Genomic DNA, 20,107 nt, shown 5'->3' on the forward strand with positions numbered 1-20,107 from the left:
AAATAATTCTTTGTAACAATATTACCGAACATAAGATGGTGAAGTAGCCAGACCACCAATCACAACATCAGACATTACGATATTTTCAGCATCCACCATGCTAACAGCGTTTGCTACTGTATCAATCTGAAGCTTACTGATGTAAACCTCATTAACCTTTTGTTGAGGATATCCCTGAATAACAATCCCGTTTCCGGTCGCTTTATGGCAGGTAATATCATTCAGATAAATTTTAGATATATCGGTTACATGACCTTCTCCTTCATTATGGTAAAAAGATGTGATATATATGCAATCCTCCACTTCGCCGAATGCTACGTGGTCCACAAAAATGTTGTTGATGTATCCTCCCCTGTCAGGATTGGATTTAAGATAAATCCCGCGTTTCAGTTTTCCTGCAAAATCACAGTTTTTCACCAACACATTTTTTACTCCGGCAGACATTTCGCTTCCGATAACAACTGCATGCAAACCCTGAAAATGACAATTACGTATAATAATATTTTCGGAACCTGATTTAGCTGCCCTTCCTTCATTATCCCGGCCCGCTTTAATGGCTACATTATCATCAGAATTGTTAAAATGAACATCTTCAATCAGCACATTTTTTGAATATTCCGGATCAATACCGTCATTGTTGTAATTAAATGCATTGTAATGTACGCCTCGTACAATAGCATTTTCGCATTTTAGCAGATGTACGCACCAAAACGGACTATCTTCGATGGTAACACCCTCAACTTTAATGTTTTCACATTCGTAAAATTGAATCAACTGAGGACGCAGATAATGTCCCGCACCGAATATCCGGTCCTTTACGGGCACATTATTGTGGTTCATTTCACGGCTCAACAACTGGTCATCTTTTTGTCTGGCTTTCCAGGAAGCCCATGTTTCCGATGCTTCACCATCGATGGTGCCCTCTCCGGTTATGGCAATATTGGTACAATTGTATGCATAAATAAACGGACTGTAGTTATACAGAAAAGTTCCCTCCCAGCTTGTTTTTACAACGGGCAGATAATATTTCGGATCAGAGCTAAAATACAATCTGGCGCCTTTTTTCAGCATTATTTCAAGATGACTGACGAGATGTATCGGACCCTTTAAAAGGTAATTTCCCGCAGGAACGATTAGTGTTCCTCCTCCTTTTTGCTGGATTTCTGCAATTGCCCTATCAAATGCCGGTTTCCAATCCGCAGCTGAATCTCTGGAGGGACTAAAATCAAGAATGGTTAGTGAGAAATCCGGTATTTCAGGTTCTGTAATATTTTTGGTAACATAAGTCTCAAAATCGAATTTTGTTATATTACCCGATTCACATGCGCCTAAAAGAATTACAAGGAGAAAAAGAGATGTTTTACGCATCATTATTAACGGATTTAATTTTACTGGAATACTAACAAAGATAATAGCTTTGGTCATAAATGCATGTAAATCCGTTGTTGAAATATTAAGTTTGATGAGTGACATCTTTTAAATACTTTTGTTTTTCATAATTAAAAGCACAAACATTCGTTTATTTGTAAAAACAACACACATGAAACATATTATTCTGTTTTTTGCCATTTTAACTACGTTAACAACATATTCTCAAACTGATCTTCAGCAGGTTGAACTCGAGGATTTTACTCTGCGCAATACCTTCTACCAAAAGGATATTAAAGATATTCACAGCTTAAATGACGGTCAGTATTATACAGTTCTGGAAAACGGACAGCAGATTGTAAAATACAGTTATAAGACCGGTGAAAAAATAGAAGTTGTGTTTGATGTAAATGCTGAATTGCTTCAGGATGCCAGGCTAAGGTCAATTTCTGGTTATGCATTCAGCAACGATGAAAAGTTGATTTTGGTTTATACCAATAAAAAACAGATATACCGAAGAAGCTATACCGCTGAATACTGGGTATATAATATACGGCGCAAACGCATTGAAGCAGTTGAGCCGGGAAAACGGCAGCAAATGGCCACGTTTTCTCCTGACGGGAACCGGATTGCTTTTGCCAGGGATAATAACCTGTATCTGAAAGACCTGCGTTTCGGCACAATACTTCAGATTACGGATGATGGTGAACGGAATAAAATAATTAATGGTATTCCGGATTGGGTGTACGAAGAGGAATTCGAATTTAACAAAGCGTTTGAATGGTCCCCGGACGGACAGTTTCTTGCATACATTAAATTTGACGAATCAGACGTTAAAGAGTACAGTTTCCCCGTCTATAAAGGATCGCATCCATCGCATGATGAAAATGAACTGTATCCCGGACAATACGTATACAAATATCCAAAAACAGGTGAAAAGAATTCCGTTGTTTCAGTACATGTTTATAATACGTCGAACCGTGTCACACATGAAATGAAAGTTACGGATGAAAAGGACATTTATTTCCCGCGCATTCGCTGGACTGCAACTTCTGAATATCTGGCGGTTTTAAAGCTGAACCGACACCAGAACGAACTGGAGCTGTATCTGGCAAATCCCAAATCCGGTGTTTGCAGAATGATCATGAAAGATACAAACGACAGATACATTGATGAAATCAATCTGGATTATCTGAGTTTTTTGCCTGATAACGAACATTTCGTGTTTGTGAGCGAAAAAGATGGCTGGAACCATTTGTACCTTTATCGTAATGACGGCACTGAAGTCAGAAAACTTACCAATGGTAAATGGGACCTGACAAAATACTATGGTTTCGATTCAAAACGCAACCTTTTCTATTACCAGGCTGCGGCTGTTTCTCCTTTACAGCGCGAAGTTTATGCGGTTGACATTAAAGCCAAAAAAGTTATCCCTGTTGCTGTTCAGAAAGGAACAAACAGTGCAGATTTCAGTGCAGACTTCAGCTATTTTATTAAAAAATTCAGTTCTGCTCAAACACCACGAATTGTTTCAGTTTGCGATTATAAAGGTAGTGAATTAAGAGCGCTTGAAGATAATAAGGCACTTGTAAACAGACTTAAAAAATATCAAACATCATCAAAAGAATTTTTCAGTTTTAAAACAACAGAAGGTGTTTCGTTAAACGGTTGGATGATAAAACCGGTTAATTTTGATCCGAATGTAAAATACCCGGTATTAATGATCCAGTACAGCGGTCCCGGATCCCAGGAAGTTCTGGACCAATGGGAATTTGGCTGGGAACAGTATCTCACATCACAGGGTTATCTTGTAGCCTGTGTAGATGGCCGTGGTACAGGTGCCCGGGGAGAGGAGTTCAAAAAATGCACCTATCTGAACCTTGGTAAACTCGAAAGCATGGATCAGATTGAAGCAGCAAAGTATGTTGGCTCCCTTCCCTATACCGACCCTGCAAAAATAGGTATCTGGGGCTGGAGTTACGGAGGTTTTATGTCGGCTTTATGTATGTCACGTGAATCGGGAGTTTACCGGATGGGAATTGCTGTTGCTCCTGTTACGCATTATAAATTTTACGATTCAATCTATACCGAACGCTTTATGCGAACCTATGGGGAAAATCCAAATGGTTTTGATAATAATTCTCCTTTAATGCTGGCAGATAAGCTGGAGGGCGATCTGCTGATCTGCCATGGAACGGCGGATGATAATGTACACTATCAGAATACCATAGAATATGCAGAAGCCCTGGTTCAGGCCAACAAACAGTTTGAGATGCAGGTTTATAATAACCGTAACCACAGCATATATGGTGGCAATACACGCAATCACCTGTATCACAGAATGTTTAATTTCATGGAACGTACGCTGAAGTAAGAATTTGATTGAATTATTCACCCGGTGAATATTGAAATTAATACTAATAAGAAGACAGAACCTTTAACTTATAATATTATTTAGGGTTATAACACCCTCTTTCTCGTTTTACTCGAAATTCACCCAATTAATACTTTTGAAGCATCAAAAGTATTCAAAAATGCATGCTGGAAATAAACTGCAATATCTTGTCCGATATTGATATACTGAACGTCTTCCATCGCTCAATCGCACCATTTCCAGCGGCCTTCACTCTTCGTACTTGTTCTAAAGTTAATCTTTGTTTGGCGTAGCGTCTTTCGCTACGACACATAATATTAAGGCCTCAGGCCTGAGAAACATCAACATCTCAAAGTTAAACATATTACCTTATTGTCCTAAATGATTTCATTTTTTCAACCGGCATATTTATAAGTTCTACTTCTAAAGCACCTTTCTTACCAGCTAATATGCCAGCACTTGAATATAAGTAATCTTCTTCATTTTCAACAATGCCGGCCCTGACCGGATTTTCATGGATATAGTTGATTTTCTGATCAATAAATTTATTACTATAAATTAATTCAGCGTGATTTTCATGTGTCCAGATCTGATATTTAGAATTACGTTTATGCTTTTTTGCAGCAAACTCAAAGATATTTAACATCCATTCTTTTCTGCTTTCTTCAACTGAGTCAATTACTTTTAAAAACTCCGTTGCTGTATAGCTTTTAAAATCACGAATTGTATCACTTAGTATCTATTTCGCACTTCTGATTAACAAATGCATGTGATTGCTCATTATTACATAAGCATAGATTTCCAACCCTTTATTTTCCTGGCAAAATTTTAAACTATCTATAACGATATCTTTGTAAACCTTACGTGTAAATAAATCTACCCAGCTTACAATTTGAAACGTAAGATAATACAGTGCTCTCTGATCGTAAATTTTATAACCGGTTGTCATTTGAATTAGATTTAAGATAACATATCAAATTTACAAAGTTCAATCCATTTTATTAAGCAATTAACAATATACCCTAAGCTGGAGCTTAGTTGTTTAAAACGACGTAGCTTGGAAGCTACGCCCAACTTAGGGCTGAGTCAGGTTAGTTAATGCCCCACCCTGGATAATATTTAATCTGTAAGTACTTTATGAACTGCCCTCCCTGTCCCGACTTTGTCGTGACAAGGAGGGTATAATTTTATGATGGATGCTGAAGTAAAAATTTGTATGAATTATTCACCGGGTGAATAAAATGAACCTATTCCAGTATCCAATCCATTACCTTGTTTGTTCTGGCTGCCGATTCGGCCGTACTGGGACATGTTCCAACTCCCCGCAGTTCATCCACAACAGTTTGTATCAAATATTGCTGTATGTGTTTTGGATATTCGAATTTAAGTGTTTGGGTTGGTCCGCTATCAATGTCAATTTTTAGGTCGGACGATCCAAATGACTGGTAGGTAATTTTACCTTTGGAACCAACTATAGTGGTTACCTCCTTTTCGGCATTTTTAGCAGCATTAAAACACCAGATTCCGTTACCAATAATCCCATTTTCAAATGCAAATGATGCTGTGACAATGTCATCAGCGGGATAAACGCCGGCCTGATTGGAAGAGTATCCGTTTGCTGTTTTAACCGGGCCAAACAGGAAGTCCAGAAAATCCAACTGATGCGAGGCCAGATCATGGAAATAGCCGCCCCCTGCAATTTTCGGATCAACCCGCCAGTTGACTTCTGAGTTGGCTATCAGATTATTATCCAAAGCTTTAAACATTTCGATGGTAACAGAACGAATATCACCGATATGCCCGGTTTCTACCAGTTCTTTTATTTTTACAAAATTTGGTAAGGTTCTTCTGTAATAAGCCACCCAAAGCGGTAGTTCTACCGTTTCAAAAGCTTCAATCATAGTTCTGCACTCTTCAAAATTCCTGGCCATTGGCTTTTCTACATAACATGGCAGACCTGCTCCTGCGACTTTTACGGCCAAATCGGCATGCGAACCGGGTGGAGCGGCTATGTAGACGGCATTTACCTCCGGATGATTAAGAAGTTCATCCACATCGTTTGTGTAAAACGGAACTTTATGCCGCCTTGCATAATCTTCTGCCTTCACTTTATTTCTGCGCATCACAGCTACAATAGTAGAATGCTCTACAAGGTTCATAGCTGGCGCACTTTTTACTTCGCACACATCCCCGACACCGATTATTCCCCATTTTATCTCTTTCAACGTTCTATTATTGGACATAATTTTTAAGACTGTAATTAACAGGACTTAAATATACTTTAATCTCTGTTCATAAGAAAATCTTTTTATGGATATCGAAGTTCTATAATACTCTCATAGCCAGATTAATTTAGTTGGATCCTGATAGCAAACGATTCGACCGCTTCTGATTATTTAGAATTAAAATATGTAACGATTTTTTCTTATGTGGTAAGATTAATTAATTTTGCAGCTTATTAAATAAAACGGGAAAATCTCTCCTTTGGGGCGAATTTGCTTTAAATTTTATAATAAACATGGAAGAGTATAGTCTGAACCATTTAAAAGAACTGGAATCAGAAGCGATCTATGTGATGCGTGAAGTAGCAGCACAATTTGAAAATCCTGCTTTGCTTTTTTCTGGAGGGAAAGATTCCATTGTAATGGCTCATTTGGCAAAAAAAGCATTCTGGCCTGCCAGAATTCCATTTCCATTTGTACATATCGATACAGGACATAATTTTGATGAAACCATAGAATTCAGAGACAATCTGATTAAAGAGCTGGGCGTAAAACTGGTTGTTGGTTCAGTTCAGGAATCAATTGATGAAGGTCGTGTCGTTGAGGAAAAAGGAGTTAATGCCTCCCGTAACAAACTGCAGACGGTAACACTGTTAGATACCATAGAAAAGTATAAATTCGATGCTGCACTTGGTGGTGGACGGCGTGATGAAGAAAAAGCAAGGGCCAAAGAACGTTTCTTTTCGCACAGAGATGATTTTGGTCAATGGGATCCTAAAAACCAAAGGCCAGAGCTATGGCACATTTACAATGGCAGGAAGAATGTAGGAGAACATTTCAGGGTGTTCCCTATTTCCAACTGGACTGAAATGGATGTATGGCAGTATATTTATCAGGAAAATATTCCGTTACCTTCCCTGTATTATACGCACGAAAGAGACGTTTTTAACAGAGACGGTGTATGGCTCGCCTATGCCCCTTTTATGGAACTTAAGCCAACAGAAAAGGTAGAACATATGAAAGTTCGATGCCGTACCATTGGTGATATAACCTGTACAGGCGTAACATTGTCACAGGCGAATTCTCTTGAAGATATAATTCAGGAGATTGCCGCAACACGCGTCACAGAGCGAGGTGGTCGTGCCGATGACAAGCGTTCAGAGGCAGCAATGGAAGACCGTAAAAAAGAGGGGTATTTTTAATCACTTAATTTAGCAATCAGCACATAAATATATCATGGCAGGAAAAGATTCAGGTTATCTTGATATGCAACTTCTGAGGTTTACAACAGCCGGAAGTGTGGATGACGGAAAAAGTACGCTTATTGGACGTTTGTTGTATGACAGTAAAGCCATTTTCGAAGATCAGATGGAAGCTATTGAGCGTGCCAGCGTAGGTAAGGGAGAAGAAGAAGTAAACCTTGCATTATTAACGGATGGTTTACGTGCTGAACGCGAACAGGGAATCACCATTGATGTGGCTTATCGTTATTTTGCAACACCAAAACGTAAATTTATTATTGCCGATACTCCGGGTCATATTCAATATACCCGTAATATGGTAACCGGAGCCTCTACAGCCAATGTTGCCGTTATTTTGATTGATGCCCGTAATGGTGTGATTGAGCAAACCCGAAGACATTCTTATATCGCCAATCTTTTGCAGATTCCGCATATCATTGTTTGCGTTAATAAAATGGATCTGGTTGATTATGATCAGAAAGCATTTGAATCTATCAAAAAGGATTTTACTGATAATATAACCAAAAAGCTTGGTCTCGAAGATGCGCGGTTTGTTCCGATAAGTGCCAAAAATGGTGATAACGTTGTTGATCCTTCAAAAAATATGGATTGGTATAAAGGTGACACCTTCCTGCACCTGATGGAAACCATTGAAATTAAGCATGATGAAAATCTTGATGATGCACGTTTCCCGGTACAGTATGTTATTCGTCCAATGCGTGATGAATACCATGACTTCAGGGGTTATGCCGGAAAAATAGCCAGTGGAATATTCAAAAAAGGAGACAAAGTAAAAGTATTGCCATCAGGAATAGATTCAAAAATTAAAAATATTTTTGAATACAACGAAGAACTAAGTCAGGCATTCCCACCCCAATCTGTAACAATTGAGTTGGAAGATGATATAGATATAAGTCGTGGTGACATGATTACGGATCAGGAAAATATGCCACGTGTTGGTCAGGAAATTAATTTGATGGTTTGCTGGTTTAACGAACGAAAATTGGTTCCAAGAGGAAAATACGCCATTAAGCATACGACCAATGAAGTACGTGCGATCGTAAATTCTGTGAATTATAAAATGGATGTTAATTCACTTGAACAGGATGATTCAGATTTGACTGTAGGATTAAATGATATAGCAAATATAACCATCAAAACAGCAAAACCACTGTTTTATGATTCTTACAATAAAAACAGGATCACCGGTAGCTTAATTTTTATTGATGAGGCGACCAATGAGACAGTAGCCGCCGGAATGATCATCTAAAAAGCCCAGAACTGGTTGTCATACCATACCCGTTCTTTCAGTTCTTCATTTATTTCATGCAGGAATTTTTGATGTCCTACCTCCCATTTGGCTAACATATCATATGTTTTTTGCTCTTCGGGATCGGTAGCTTCTTTCGCACGGTCAGCATAAATCTTTACGGCACGGGTTTCAAAATCCATGGCGGCAGAAATAGCAGCGGCTTCAAAACTGGCAGCACTAATCTCTTTTTTAATTTTATCGGTCAGTATTTGAGTTACAGTGTCATCGTCTGTGTCAATTTTCTTTGGTGCGGTAAATTTTGCATTTTTTGTGTAATTGTCAAACTGCTCTTTCAAAAAACGAATGTGTTCACCTTCCTCTTTTGCCATCAGGTCAAAAAACTCCTTTGCAGCTTCATTATCACTCTTTTCTGACACATTACTATAAAATGACTGTCCACGCATCTCCAGTAGTATAGCCTCTTTTAAAATATCTGTAACTGATTTGCTCATTGTGTTAATTTTTATCCAATAAAGGTAATAAAAAGTGTTCGCTGTGCAAACTGAAAAATCATGATTAATCACATGGTAAAAGATTGACTTTGATCATTACTACGATTCAAATTAAACCTTACTTTAGTTTGAATTGATTAGACACCATGTTATGAATAAACTGGCAGTTGTGGCTTTAGGCGGGAACGCTCTGTTAAGAGCAGACCAGAAAGGAAGTATTGAAGAGCAGATTGCAAACACACTTGATACACTGGAAAACCTTATCTATTTGCTCAGAGATGGCTATGACCTTGTGATCACCCATGGAAACGGGCCACAAGTTGGAAATATTCTGATGCGAAATGATGCAGGAGAACAGATATACGGCATTACTCCTATGCCACTGGATATTTGTGTGGCTGATTCACAGGGCGGTATCGGATATATGATTGAGCGCTGTATTCTAAATATTTTAAAGAAATACAGAATAAACAAAGAAGTTGTTGCTTTTATTTCCCAGGTAATTGTTGATCCAAAGGACAACGCATTCTTGGATCCTCAAAAACGCATAGGCAAGTCTTTTATTAAGGAAGAAGCTGAACTTTTGAAAAAAGCCAAAGGATGGCAGTTTAAAGCTTCGAAGCAAAACGGTTATGTACGCCGTGTAGTTGCTTCTCCCGAACCGGTATGTATAACCAATGAAAAAGTAATAGAGGCTACTGCAAGAGCCGGTCGTATTGTGATTGCGGCTGGTGGTGGTGGCATACCTGTATATAAAGACTCTAAGGGCATGTTACAACCTGTAGAAGCTGTGGTAGATAAGGATTTGTCTTCTGCCCTTTTGGCTGCACATATTCATGCCGATGAGCTTTACATCTTAACGGATGTACCATTTGTGTATAAACATTTTGGAACAGAAAAACAGGAACTTGTTGAGTTTCTGAATTATGCGGATGCCAATGAAATGCTGGGAGAAGGTGTGTTTGGCGAAGGAACAATGGCTCCTAAAATAAGGGCAGCCTTACGTTTTATTGAACATGGTGGACAAAAAAGTGTCATTACAGAAGCGACAAAACTGGAAGATAAAACTTACGGTACTAAGATAACACTGGAATATGATCCGAATGATAAACCTCATCATCAGCTCAGGCAATCGTAAACATATTTCCGGGCAAGGATTTGATTAATCCTTCCATTTCAAGGTTTAGCAGTGCCATTGAAACCTGGCTGATCATTAATTCACTCAGTATCTTTATATCATTTAAAGACATAGTCTGGTATTCTCTGAGCAGATTATAAATTTTCTCTTCATCAGGTTTTAGTTGAACAAAGAGACTTTTTTGAACTATTTTATTTTTTAGATCCCAGTTCATCAGTTTTAAGAGGTCGTCTGCAGACTCAATAACCGATGCCTTTTGTGTTTTAATCAGATAATTGCATCCCGCCGAATAATAGTTCCCGACATTCCCGGGAACCGCCATAACTTCGCGATTATATGAAAATGCAAGATTGGCAGTGATCATTGCTCCTCCTTTCAAACCTGATTCAATCACAAGAGTTACATCGGAAATGCCAGCCACAATGCGGTTCCGCTTTACAAAGTTATGAGATTCTGGAATAGTGGACTTGGTATATTCAGTCACGAGTCCGCCATGCTCCATCATTTTAACTGCTGTATCTTTATGTTTAGGAGGATAAAGATCGTCAAGCCCGTGAGCCAGAACAGCAAAACTATCAAGATTATGGCGTACAGCGGCCTTGTGTGCCATAATATCAATACCATAAGCTAATCCACTGACAATGCAGGTGTCAGGATCAGATTCTGCCAGACCTTTCACAATCTTTTCAACCATGCCGGATCCGTAATGTGAACTTTTACGGGTTCCTACAATACTCACAATTTTTCGTTTATTAAAATCAACATTTCCTTTATGGTATAATAATACCGGTGAATCATAACATTCGTTAAGCCGAACCGGAAAATCTTTTTCCTGGAAAAATGTAGTGTTGATATCTTCCGCTTTAATAAATTCCAGTTCACTTTCCGCACTATTCCAAAATTCCTTTTTATATATGTTATCTACCACATGACGTGGAATTTGAGGAATCTTTAAAAGATTCTTTTTTGATTCGCTGAAAAGAGCCTCGGGTGAACCGGTTATACCGATGAGTTTTCTAACAATAACACTCCCGGCTCCCGGTATCATGGATGCGGCAATTTGGTTTAGCAGGTATTCTTCAGACATTTAGGGGTAATATTAATATTTCCTTAGATTTCTTTTACATTCCTTTATCAGCTTTTTTGTTTGCGTTATTTTAACATTCATTAAGTCAACAATCTGTTGATTATTAACCCTCTGTGCCCAGTTTGAATGGCTTTGATAGGTTTTTAACAGTTCCCGGTAATTTCGGATCATTTCCTCCAGTTCAAAAGAAAGATCGGCCTCTCCCCACATTGGAACTTTTTGGTGTTTATCAGGTTTATATTCTTTATTTGCAGCTGTTATTTCACCTTCTTCAATTAAACCCCAAAAATCACTATTATCACTTTTAACTTTAAATTTTTGTTGACTTGAATTTGCCTTTTCTGCCTTTAAATAAAAGGATTCCTTTTCATTTTCAAGCGTTTCAGTTTCAGAAACTGAAACCGAAGCAGAATCATTTTCTTCAGGTATTGATTCGAAAGCAGGATCTGATATATAAGCGAAGAGAGAAATAGTATTTGCTATAAAAAATATAACAAACAACAATAATCCTTTATTCAGAATTGTCCCTTTCACAGAAAAAATCTATTTCAGTTATAACTATTTGGTGCGTTAATTCGAAATCATTTGATTTCACCTGAAAATAACTAATTTTTTCGAGTAAGTAGTTTATCAAATTGTTATGATATCGTATAAAAAATGCAGAAGCCTGACCTAATGAAACTGCTAATTCCCGTCTGAACAAAGCCGAATCATAAAGGTTAAATTCAAGCGATTTCATAAAAACATCTTTATTATCAAAATTCTTCATCAGAAACTGCTTCGACAATGCTTTATAAGCAGCTATCCGCATAAAATTATTCCCGGAATTCAATAAGTCTTTAAGGATACTTGAATATGGTACTGAAGCAATAAGATTATTACCCAACTGTTCTGACAATTCAGTGGTAGGAATTTCATTCATCCATTTGGTCAAGGTTTCAATCTCAATAGTTTCTGGATTTGCAATTAAAGTCGCCAGGATATATGTTTCCCGCCATCCTTTCTCCCAAACCAGTTTTGCCAGTGTATTATTATAAGCATATTGTTTTGCTATTTTTCGAAGATCAACAACGGAAACGCCAAAATTTACCCTGTAATTCAGACCGGCATCCTTCATTGACTGGCTAACAGGACCATTTTTATGCAGGTTAATTTGATTTAAAACCAGCTTCAGATCGTTTTCTGTAGTATCGTTGATAAAAGTAAAATCCATTGATTATCTGTTCAGTATCTCATTATAAATCTGTTCCTGCATTTCTCCTACCGCTTCAACAGAGAACTTTTGGTTAATTATTTTCTGAACCGGTATCAAATCATACTCGCGAAATGTATGAATCATTTTGTCGATTGCTTTCATAAGTTCCTCCGGCTGATCCGGTTCGATAAATATACCTGCTTCACGCAGCTGAACTTCTTCAGGGCATCCGGTCGTTGTTGAAATAACAGGCAGACCGGATAAAAGAGCTTCAACAGGTACCAAGCCAAATGTTTCATATTGACTATTCTGTATCAGAAAATCAAATTCAGGCAGCTTTTTTAGAACATCTTCATTTGATAGTTCGCCATAGAAATATATTTTTTCATTCAATAGCTGATCGGCCAACTGCTTTAAATTATTTAAGTCGGGTCCATCCCCAATAATGTGGTATTCAATATCATTTTTGTTTGTAAGCCTTTTCATAGCCTCTATCACTCCTGAAACGCGTTTAATATTATCTTTCAGATCGGCTACGGTTACTATTTTAATTGTGCTGCCTTGCTTTTGGGGTTTTGTTTCCGATGTATTCTCTGCAACATTGGGCAGTATTTTAAGTTTTGTTTTATCCAAAGGAATACATGCCAGTATATCATTCCTTAACCTGTCTGAAACAACCAATACCTTTTCAGCTCCTTTCAGCGTACGTTTTAACAGAAACCTGTAGGTTTTAGCTTTTTGGTGGTATAAGCCATAATGGTAGCCTGACCAATGTTCTGTAATTATATAGGGTCTTTTAAATAAAATATGCAGAACATAAGCAACAACATAGGTCCTTAACAATACATGTGCATGAATAAGATCAGGTTTATTATTTTCTTTAAGTATCTGTCGTATACATCTATAAATTCCAATACAATAATTGAAGCTACTCAACAACCTGTTTCCGGATCTATAAAAATAGGAATAGGTATTGATGTTTTCAGATGACGTAAAAAGTACCCTTTTTAAAGGTATCTCCTTCCCCTTTGATGTATTTACATTTATTACGCTATGCCTGTAGTTTTGTGAAGATGCTATATGTTTGGAAATAAAAATTCCTCCCTGTGGTCCGTTTAGTCCCGGATACCATCGGGGAATGTGCAATATGTGTCCGTTGAATGTCTTCACGTAAATTTCAAAAAAATTGGAAATACAAAAGTGCCAAATAAAAACAGATTTTTAAAATATTACCATCATATATCAATGTTACATGTAAATAAGTACACTTTTAAAATAAAAGTGACGGTAAAAAAGGATTATTACAATTCATCGGCGCTAATTTTTACGTATTTTTAGGCCTGAAAACAAAATTGCAATTAATCCTGAAAATCGAATAATATATCATAATGAAACAAAAAATTTTAGTAACAGGAGGAACCGGCTATATTGGTTCACACACCGCAGTTGAATTAATTAACTCAGGTTTTGAAGTGGTTATTGTGGATGACCTGTCAAATTCTTCAGTTGAGGTTCTGGACAGCATTGAAACAATAACAGGAACAAAACCTGCATTCTATCAGTTCAACCTGCAGGATATGGCAAAAACACAGGCTTTGTTTGACGAAAACAAAGATATTAAAGCTATTATCCATTTTGCTGCATCAAAAGCTGTTGGTGAATCTGTTCAGCAACCACTACTTTATTATAAAAACAATGTATTATCGTTGATAAACCTCATTGAAGGCATGAAAGCAAGTGGTGTTCAAAACATTGTTTTCAGTTCATCGTGTACGGTTTACGGACAACCGGATCAACTTCCGGTGACAGAAGAAACTCCCCGAAAAGAAGCAGAAAGTCCTTACGGCAATACAAAAGCCATATGTGAGGATATTTTAAGAGATTCTGCAAAAGCCTATGGTAACATCAATGCTATTGCATTAAGATATTTTAATCCGATTGGAGCACATGAAAGCGGCCTAATTGGCGAACTGCCACAGGGGATTCCAAATAATCTGTTGCCATATATTACTCAGACGGCAGCAGGATTAAGGGACGAACTAAAAGTATTTGGTGATGATTATGATACACCTGACGGAAGTTGCATCAGGGATTTTATCAATGTGGTTGACCTCGCGAAAGCTCACGTTTATGCCATTAACAGATTATTGGAGGGTAAAAACAATGGTTCATATGAGTATTTTAATGTAGGTACCGGAAATGGAGCATCGGTTCTTGAACTGGTTAAAACATTTAGTGACGTTAATAAAATTGACCTGAAATACAGTATTGTTGGCAGACGTGCCGGTGATATTGAAAAAATATATGCTGATACTACGAAAGCAAATCAAGAGCTTGGATGGACTGCTGAGAAAACTCTGGCTGAAACTCTGGCTTCTGCATGGAACTGGGAAAAAAATTATAGGGGAATAAAATAAGCTATTTGGCGTTTTGGTATTAATTTTATACTTTGCCAGTAAACAGATTAAATTAAAATAAATGAAGAAAATTTTAATTACAGGAGGAGCCGGATTTATTGGTTCTCATGTTGTAAGATTATTTGTAACCAAATATCCTGATTATAAAATTTACAATTTAGACAAACTGACTTATGCCGGAAACCTGGCTAACCTGAGTGACATAGAAGATCGTGAAAATTATGAATTTATTAAAGGAGATATTGTTGATGACAATTTCATCACCTCACTCTTCCAGGAACATCAGTTTGATGGGGTTATTCATTTAGCTGCTGAATCGCATGTAGACAGATCTATTTCGAATCCTACGGAATTTGTTTTTACGAATGTTATCGGAACGGTAAATCTTTTAAATGCAGCAAAAGCCATCTGGAAAGATAGCATGGAGGATAAGCGCTTTTATCATATTTCAACGGATGAAGTTTATGGTTCTCTTGGCATAAGTGGTTTTTTTACCGAAACTACGGCATATGATCCACATAGTCCCTACTCTGCATCCAAAGCCAGCTCTGATCATTTTGTCAGAGCTTATAACGATACGTTTGGCTTGCCAACTGTAGTATCAAACTGTTCAAATAACTATGGGTCCTATCAGTTTCCTGAAAAGCTGATCCCATTGTTTATAAACAATATCAAAAACAAAAAGCCACTACCTGTTTATGGCAAAGGCGAAAATGTAAGAGACTGGCTATGGGTAGAGGATCATGCCAGGGCTATTGATGTCATCTTCCATGAAGGAAAGACAGGTGAAACCTATAATATTGGGGGACATAACGAATGGACTAACATTGCGCTGATTAAGCTCCTGTGCAGTATCATGGACAAGAAACTTGGACGTAAGGCCGGAGAATCTGCTGAATTAATTACGTATGTGAAAGATCGTGCCGGGCATGATTTAAGGTATGCAATTGATTCAACAAAACTTCAGAATGAGTTAAATTGGAAACCATCGTTACAGTTTGAGGAAGGTCTTGAAAAAACAGTTGAATGGTATCTCACGAATGAGGACTGGCTGAACAACGTTGTTTCGGGTGAGTATGAGAAATATTATGAAAAACAGTACCTTGACAGATAGTTAAATATGAATTATATCAAATAAGAAAGGCGACCGTTTGGCCGCCTTTCTCTTTATGTGATATCGAATGATTATTCTTTATCTTCTTTTGCATCTTCATCAGCTTCTTTTGCTTTAGCCTTAGTTTTAGCTTTTGGAGCTTCTTCTTCAGCCTTTGGCTCTTCCACTTTTTCAGACTTTTCAGCTTTCACTTCAGCAGCAGGAGTTGCTTTTTCTTCTTTAGCCTCTTTAGCTTCCTCCTTCACTTCGGTTTTCGCTTCAGCTTTTGGCTCTGCAGTTTCAGCTTTTTTAGGAGCAGCGGCTTTCTTTGCCTTCGGTTTGGCAGCAGCTTCAAGCTGATCTTTTAAAGCAGCCAGATCAGTTACGTCACCAAGAGTTGTTTTCTCCAGGTTATCCACAACTTTCTTCATGCCTTTTTTGTTTGAAGAAGCCTGAGATTTACGTTTTGCTTTATCTTCAGCACGTTTCTCATCTTCGAATACACGGCTGTGGGAAACAATAATTCGTTTGGAATCTTTGTTAAATTCAATGACTTTGAATTCCAGTTTCTCATCCATTTTTGCCTGTACGCCGTCTTCCTTAACAAGATGTTTTGGAGTTGCAAAACCTTCCACACCATAAGGCAGAGATACTACAGCACCTTTATCGAATAATTCGATTATGGTACCTTCGTGAATTGAACCTTCGCTGAAAATTGTTTCAAATACATCCCATGGATTTTCTTCCAGTTGTTTGTGTCCAAGACTCAAACGACGGTTTTCCATGTCGATTTCAAGAACCACAACTTCAATATCAGCACCAATCTGAGTAAATTCAGCAGGATGTTTGATTTTCTTGGTCCATGACAGGTCAGAAATGTGAATTAATCCGTCAACACCTTCTTCAATTTCTACAAATACACCGAAGTTGGTGAAATTACGAACGGTTGCAGTATGTTTGGTTCCAACGCTGTATTTTTCAGTAATGCTGGCCCATGGATCTTCTTTAAGCTGCTTAATACCAAGTGACATTTTGCGCTCATCACGGTCTAAGGTAAGAATTACAGCTTCCACATCATCTCCTACTTTCAGGAAGTCCTGTGCACTACGTAAATGCTGGCTCCATGACATTTCAGAAACGTGGATCAGACCTTCAACACCCGGAGCAATCTCAACAAATGCACCGTAGTCGGCCAATACAACAACCTTACCTTTAACTTTATCACCTACTTTCAGCTCTTCATCCAATGAATCCCATGGATGTGGAGTCAATTGTTTCAGACCTAAAGCAATACGTTTTTTGTCATCATCAAAATCAAGAATAACAACATTCAGTTTCTGATCCAGCTGAACGATTTCTTCCGGATGTGTAACACGTCCCCATGATAGGTCAGTGATGTGAATTAAACCATCAACACCTCCAAGGTCGATGAATACACCATATGATGTAATGTTTTTAACCGTACCTTCAAGAACCTGACCTTTTTCAAGTTTCTGAATGATCTGTTTTTTCTGTTCTTCAAGTTCAGCTTCGATAAGCGCTTTGTGAGATACAACTACGTTACGGAATTCCTGGTTGATTTTAACCACTTTGAATTCCATAGTTTTACCAACATAGATATCGTAATCACGGATAGGTTTAACATCAATCTGAGATCCAGGAAGGAAAGCTTCAATTCCAAATACATCTACGATCATACCACCTTTTGTGCGGCATTTGATGTAACCTTTAATAACTTCATCGTTGTCAAGCGCAGCATTCACACGATCCCAGGAACGCATTGCACGTGCCTTTTTATGTGAAAGAACCAGCTGACCTTTTTTGTCTTCCTGGTTTTCAATGTAAACTTCAACAGTATCGCCAACTTTAAGGTCAGGATTGTACCTGAATTCATTTAAGCTTACGATACCATCAGATTTGAAGCCGATGTTAACCACCACTTCTCTCTTGTTCATTGAAATAACGGTACCCTCAACAACTTCTTTTTCAGCAATTGTTGAAAGTGTTCCATCATAAATTTTTTCAAGTTCGCTGGCTTCTTTGTCAGGAACTTCATCACCTCTTTCAAAAGCGGCCCAGTCAAAATCGTCTGAAGCAGTAGCTTTTGCTGCTGTTTTCTCTTCTTTAACAACTTCCTTTTTAGCAACAGGCTCAGCAACTTCTTCTTTTACCTCAGCTGCAGGTGCCTCTTCAACTACTTCTTCCTCTTTTGTTTCCGGGATTTCTTCGGCAGCGGGAGCTGCTTCAGTTTCTTCTTTGGGTTCTTCTACAGGAGCTTCTTCCTGTTTTGTTTCTTCAACCTGTTCAACCTGATCTTTTACCTCTTCCTGAGGTTCCTGGTTTTCCAGTTTTTTTTCTTCGTTTTGTGACATAAATTAATTAACTCTGTAAAAACTAATAAGTTAGACATTATATTTTCTTATCGCGGCGCAAAGATACACTATTTATCAGTAATGCTAAAGGATTTCACACTTTTTTTATTGAATCTCACATGGTTATATCTCACCCGACTTAAGCCTTGTTTTTATTGTTAATTATTCATCTGTCTGAACCCAATTAATAAGTATGGGGTTTATTATAAATTATGGAGGTAATAATTTTGGATCAGCTGAATTTACTTGCCATATTTGAATTCAAATAATGTAATACAAAAAAATTTATGATCTACGATACATTAGGTAAAACCGGCTTAAAAGTCAGTAAAATATGCCTGGGAACAATGACCTGGGGGGAACAGAATACAGAACAAGAAGCTCATGAGCAGCTGGATTATGCAATTGATAATGACATCAATTTTATTGATACGGCAGAAATGTACTCAGTACCTTCCAGACCAGAAACTCAGGGTTCAACTGAAAGGTATATTGGTTCATGGCTTAAAAACAGACATGACAGAAATAAACTGATTATTGCCAGCAAAATAGCAGGACCAGGAATGGAACACATCAGAAAGTCTCCTTCCTTTTCGAGAACTCATTTAAATGAAGCTCTTGAAAAAAGTATTGAACGTCTTCAAACAGATTACATTGATCTATATCAGTTGCATTGGCCGGAGCGTCCTACAAACTTTTTTGGTCGCCTTGGATACAATCATAAAACTGATAATACCGGAACCGATTTTAAGGTGGTTCTGGAATCATTGCAGGAACTCATAGAATCTAAGAAAATCAGGTATGTCGGATTATCCAATGAAACACCATGGGGACTGATGTCCTTTTTAAAGTTTTCTGAACAGTACAATCTACCCCGAATTGTGAGCATTCAAAACCCTTACAGCTTATTGAACCGAACATTTGAAGTTGGACTGGCTGAAGTTGCAATACGTGAAAAAGCAGGATTACTGGCATATTCCCCCCTCGCTTTTGGATTGCTAACCGGCAAATACAGATCCGGTGGAATGATGCCTCCAGGAGCCAGACTGACCTTATTTAGTGACCGGCTACCGCGTTACAGTAAACCTAAAGCATGGGAAGCGATGGAAAAATATGTAAAGCTGGCTAAAGATAACGGTTTAACACCAGCACAAATGGCTCTAGCATTTGTAAACAGCCGTGATTTTGTTACCAGTACTATCATAGGTGCGACATCAATGGATCAGCTTAAAGAAGATATAGGAAGTATCAATATTACCTTGTCAGACGATATTCTTCAGGCAATTGAAGGTATACAACGCGAAATACCGAATCCGGCTCCTTAGTACCGACTAAAGTTTACATTAGTTGTTGGGCCTCTTTTTGTGAAAGTTTCATAAGTTTTGCTGCCCTTAACGGAGTTGGACGTGTGTACCTGTAAAGGAAAACAAGTACAGCTGCAACTACAAGCAATAAAATATTGGCAGTTATGATATACATTGTAATGGAATAAATGGCTGCAACTTCCATGAGAGAGATCTTTGCAAGTACGGCAGATCTGTATGCATTCAGTTTTGTTTCAAAATCTTTACTCATGGCATTTTTAATGATAGAACCGGCAATTAACTGACCTGCTATAATCGCAATAAAAGCTGCAGCAACAGCAATATACAGATACGTATCAATATCATTGTTAGGCTGTTTCTTGCCATAGGTAACAAACAGGCCTACCATGGCATAAACGAACAGACCACCCAGCATTGCAGTAAAGATCATTAATGTGACTTTGATGTGGTCTTTGGGGATAAATTTTTCCATTTTCAATCTTTTGATGCAAACATACAAAAAAAGAGGCAC

Annotated in this window: 17 protein-coding genes; 7 read left to right on the top strand and 10 right to left on the bottom strand. The window is 37.9% G+C overall.

The window, feature by feature from the left end; translation table 11 throughout:
* Positions 1 to 21: 21 nt before the first annotated feature.
* Entirely contained in the window at positions 22 to 1,473 is a 1,452-nt protein-coding gene (locus tag ACE01N_RS05755; protein WP_380585714.1) for a glycoside hydrolase family 28 protein, read from the bottom strand.
* 67 nt (positions 1,474 to 1,540) lie between these two features.
* Here ACE01N_RS05755 and ACE01N_RS05760 point away from each other — a divergent pair, with 67 nt between their 5' ends.
* A complete protein-coding gene (locus ACE01N_RS05760; RefSeq protein WP_380585716.1) occupies positions 1,541 to 3,742 on the top strand; it encodes a S9 family peptidase in 2,202 nt (733 codons plus the stop codon).
* Positions 3,743 to 4,106: 364 nt separating this feature from the next.
* On the opposite strand, the gene ACE01N_RS05765 is transcribed toward ACE01N_RS05760, so the two are convergent.
* Both ACE01N_RS05765 and ACE01N_RS05770 read right to left on the bottom strand, forming a co-directional pair.
* Complete coding sequence (locus ACE01N_RS05765) at positions 4,107 to 4,388, bottom strand: hypothetical protein (RefSeq protein WP_380585718.1); 282 nt, start codon at positions 4,386 to 4,388, stop codon at positions 4,107 to 4,109.
* 601 nt (positions 4,389 to 4,989) lie between these two features.
* Complete coding sequence (locus ACE01N_RS05770) at positions 4,990 to 5,985, bottom strand: Gfo/Idh/MocA family protein (protein ID WP_380585720.1); 996 nt, start codon at positions 5,983 to 5,985, stop codon at positions 4,990 to 4,992.
* Positions 5,986 to 6,260: 275 nt separating this feature from the next.
* Here ACE01N_RS05770 and cysD point away from each other — a divergent pair, with 275 nt between their 5' ends.
* Both cysD and cysN read left to right on the top strand, forming a co-directional pair.
* Positions 6,261 to 7,166 (top strand): sulfate adenylyltransferase subunit CysD, encoded by a 906-nt coding sequence (gene cysD, locus ACE01N_RS05775; RefSeq protein WP_380585722.1) that lies wholly within the window; start codon positions 6,261 to 6,263, stop codon positions 7,164 to 7,166.
* A 34-nt stretch (positions 7,167 to 7,200) separates the two neighbouring features.
* Positions 7,201 to 8,475 (top strand): sulfate adenylyltransferase subunit CysN, encoded by a 1,275-nt coding sequence (gene cysN, locus ACE01N_RS05780; protein WP_380585724.1) that lies wholly within the window; start codon positions 7,201 to 7,203, stop codon positions 8,473 to 8,475.
* Here the strand turns inward: cysN and ACE01N_RS05785 are convergent.
* On the bottom strand, positions 8,472 to 8,969 hold the full coding sequence (locus ACE01N_RS05785; RefSeq protein ID WP_380585726.1) for a ferritin-like domain-containing protein: 498 nt from the start codon (positions 8,967 to 8,969) through the stop codon (positions 8,472 to 8,474). The two genes, cysN and ACE01N_RS05785, sit on opposite strands and share 4 nt — an antisense overlap.
* Positions 8,970 to 9,120: 151 nt before the next feature.
* Here ACE01N_RS05785 and ACE01N_RS05790 point away from each other — a divergent pair, with 151 nt between their 5' ends.
* Positions 9,121 to 10,107 (top strand): carbamate kinase, encoded by a 987-nt coding sequence (locus tag ACE01N_RS05790; protein WP_380585728.1) that lies wholly within the window; start codon positions 9,121 to 9,123, stop codon positions 10,105 to 10,107.
* Here ACE01N_RS05790 and dprA read toward each other — a convergent pair.
* From dprA to ACE01N_RS05810, 4 genes are read right to left on the bottom strand one after another with little or no spacing between them, the layout of a single operon-like run.
* Positions 10,094 to 11,194, bottom strand: coding sequence for a DNA-processing protein DprA (gene dprA / locus ACE01N_RS05795; protein ID WP_380585730.1), 1,101 nt, complete (start codon positions 11,192 to 11,194; stop codon positions 10,094 to 10,096). The genes ACE01N_RS05790 and dprA overlap by 14 nt on opposite strands.
* A gap of 12 nt (positions 11,195 to 11,206) precedes the next feature.
* The gene (locus ACE01N_RS05800; RefSeq protein ID WP_380585732.1) at positions 11,207 to 11,728 is read right to left on the bottom strand and encodes a hypothetical protein; all 522 of its coding nucleotides are present in this window, start codon (positions 11,726 to 11,728) and stop codon (positions 11,207 to 11,209) included.
* Positions 11,706 to 12,407: a DNA alkylation repair protein gene (locus ACE01N_RS05805; RefSeq protein ID WP_380585734.1), complete on the bottom strand. Its 702-nt coding sequence runs from the start codon at positions 12,405 to 12,407 to the stop codon at positions 11,706 to 11,708. Before ACE01N_RS05805 ends, ACE01N_RS05800 begins: the two co-directional genes overlap by 23 nt.
* A gap of 3 nt (positions 12,408 to 12,410) precedes the next feature.
* Positions 12,411 to 13,559: a glycosyltransferase family 4 protein gene (locus tag ACE01N_RS05810; protein WP_380585736.1), complete on the bottom strand. Its 1,149-nt coding sequence runs from the start codon at positions 13,557 to 13,559 to the stop codon at positions 12,411 to 12,413.
* Positions 13,560 to 13,777: 218 nt separating this feature from the next.
* Between ACE01N_RS05810 and galE the strand changes: the two genes are divergently transcribed.
* Together galE and rfbB are read left to right on the top strand one after the other, a co-directional pair.
* A complete protein-coding gene (gene galE, locus ACE01N_RS05815) occupies positions 13,778 to 14,806 on the top strand; it encodes a UDP-glucose 4-epimerase GalE (RefSeq protein WP_380585738.1) in 1,029 nt (342 codons plus the stop codon).
* Between the two features lie 61 nt (positions 14,807 to 14,867).
* Positions 14,868 to 15,920, top strand: a complete 1,053-nt coding sequence (gene rfbB, locus ACE01N_RS05820) for a dTDP-glucose 4,6-dehydratase (RefSeq protein ID WP_380585740.1) — start codon at positions 14,868 to 14,870, stop codon at positions 15,918 to 15,920.
* Positions 15,921 to 15,991: 71 nt separating this feature from the next.
* On the opposite strand, the gene rpsA is transcribed toward rfbB, so the two are convergent.
* The gene (rpsA, locus tag ACE01N_RS05825) at positions 15,992 to 18,271 is read right to left on the bottom strand and encodes a 30S ribosomal protein S1 (protein ID WP_375726820.1); all 2,280 of its coding nucleotides are present in this window, start codon (positions 18,269 to 18,271) and stop codon (positions 15,992 to 15,994) included.
* Positions 18,272 to 18,558: 287 nt separating this feature from the next.
* On the opposite strand from rpsA, the gene ACE01N_RS05830 reads away from it, so the two are divergent.
* Positions 18,559 to 19,596 (top strand): NADP(H)-dependent aldo-keto reductase, encoded by a 1,038-nt coding sequence (locus tag ACE01N_RS05830; protein WP_380585743.1) that lies wholly within the window; start codon positions 18,559 to 18,561, stop codon positions 19,594 to 19,596.
* A gap of 13 nt (positions 19,597 to 19,609) precedes the next feature.
* On the opposite strand, the gene ACE01N_RS05835 is transcribed toward ACE01N_RS05830, so the two are convergent.
* Positions 19,610 to 20,068, bottom strand: coding sequence for a hypothetical protein (locus ACE01N_RS05835; RefSeq protein WP_380585745.1), 459 nt, complete (start codon positions 20,066 to 20,068; stop codon positions 19,610 to 19,612).
* Between the last annotated feature and the right edge of the window lie 39 nt (positions 20,069 to 20,107).

This window comes from Quyinboa ferrireducens (genome assembly GCF_042436675.1).
Classification (GTDB): Bacteria; Bacteroidota; Bacteroidia; order Bacteroidales; family UBA5342; genus JBHJHP01.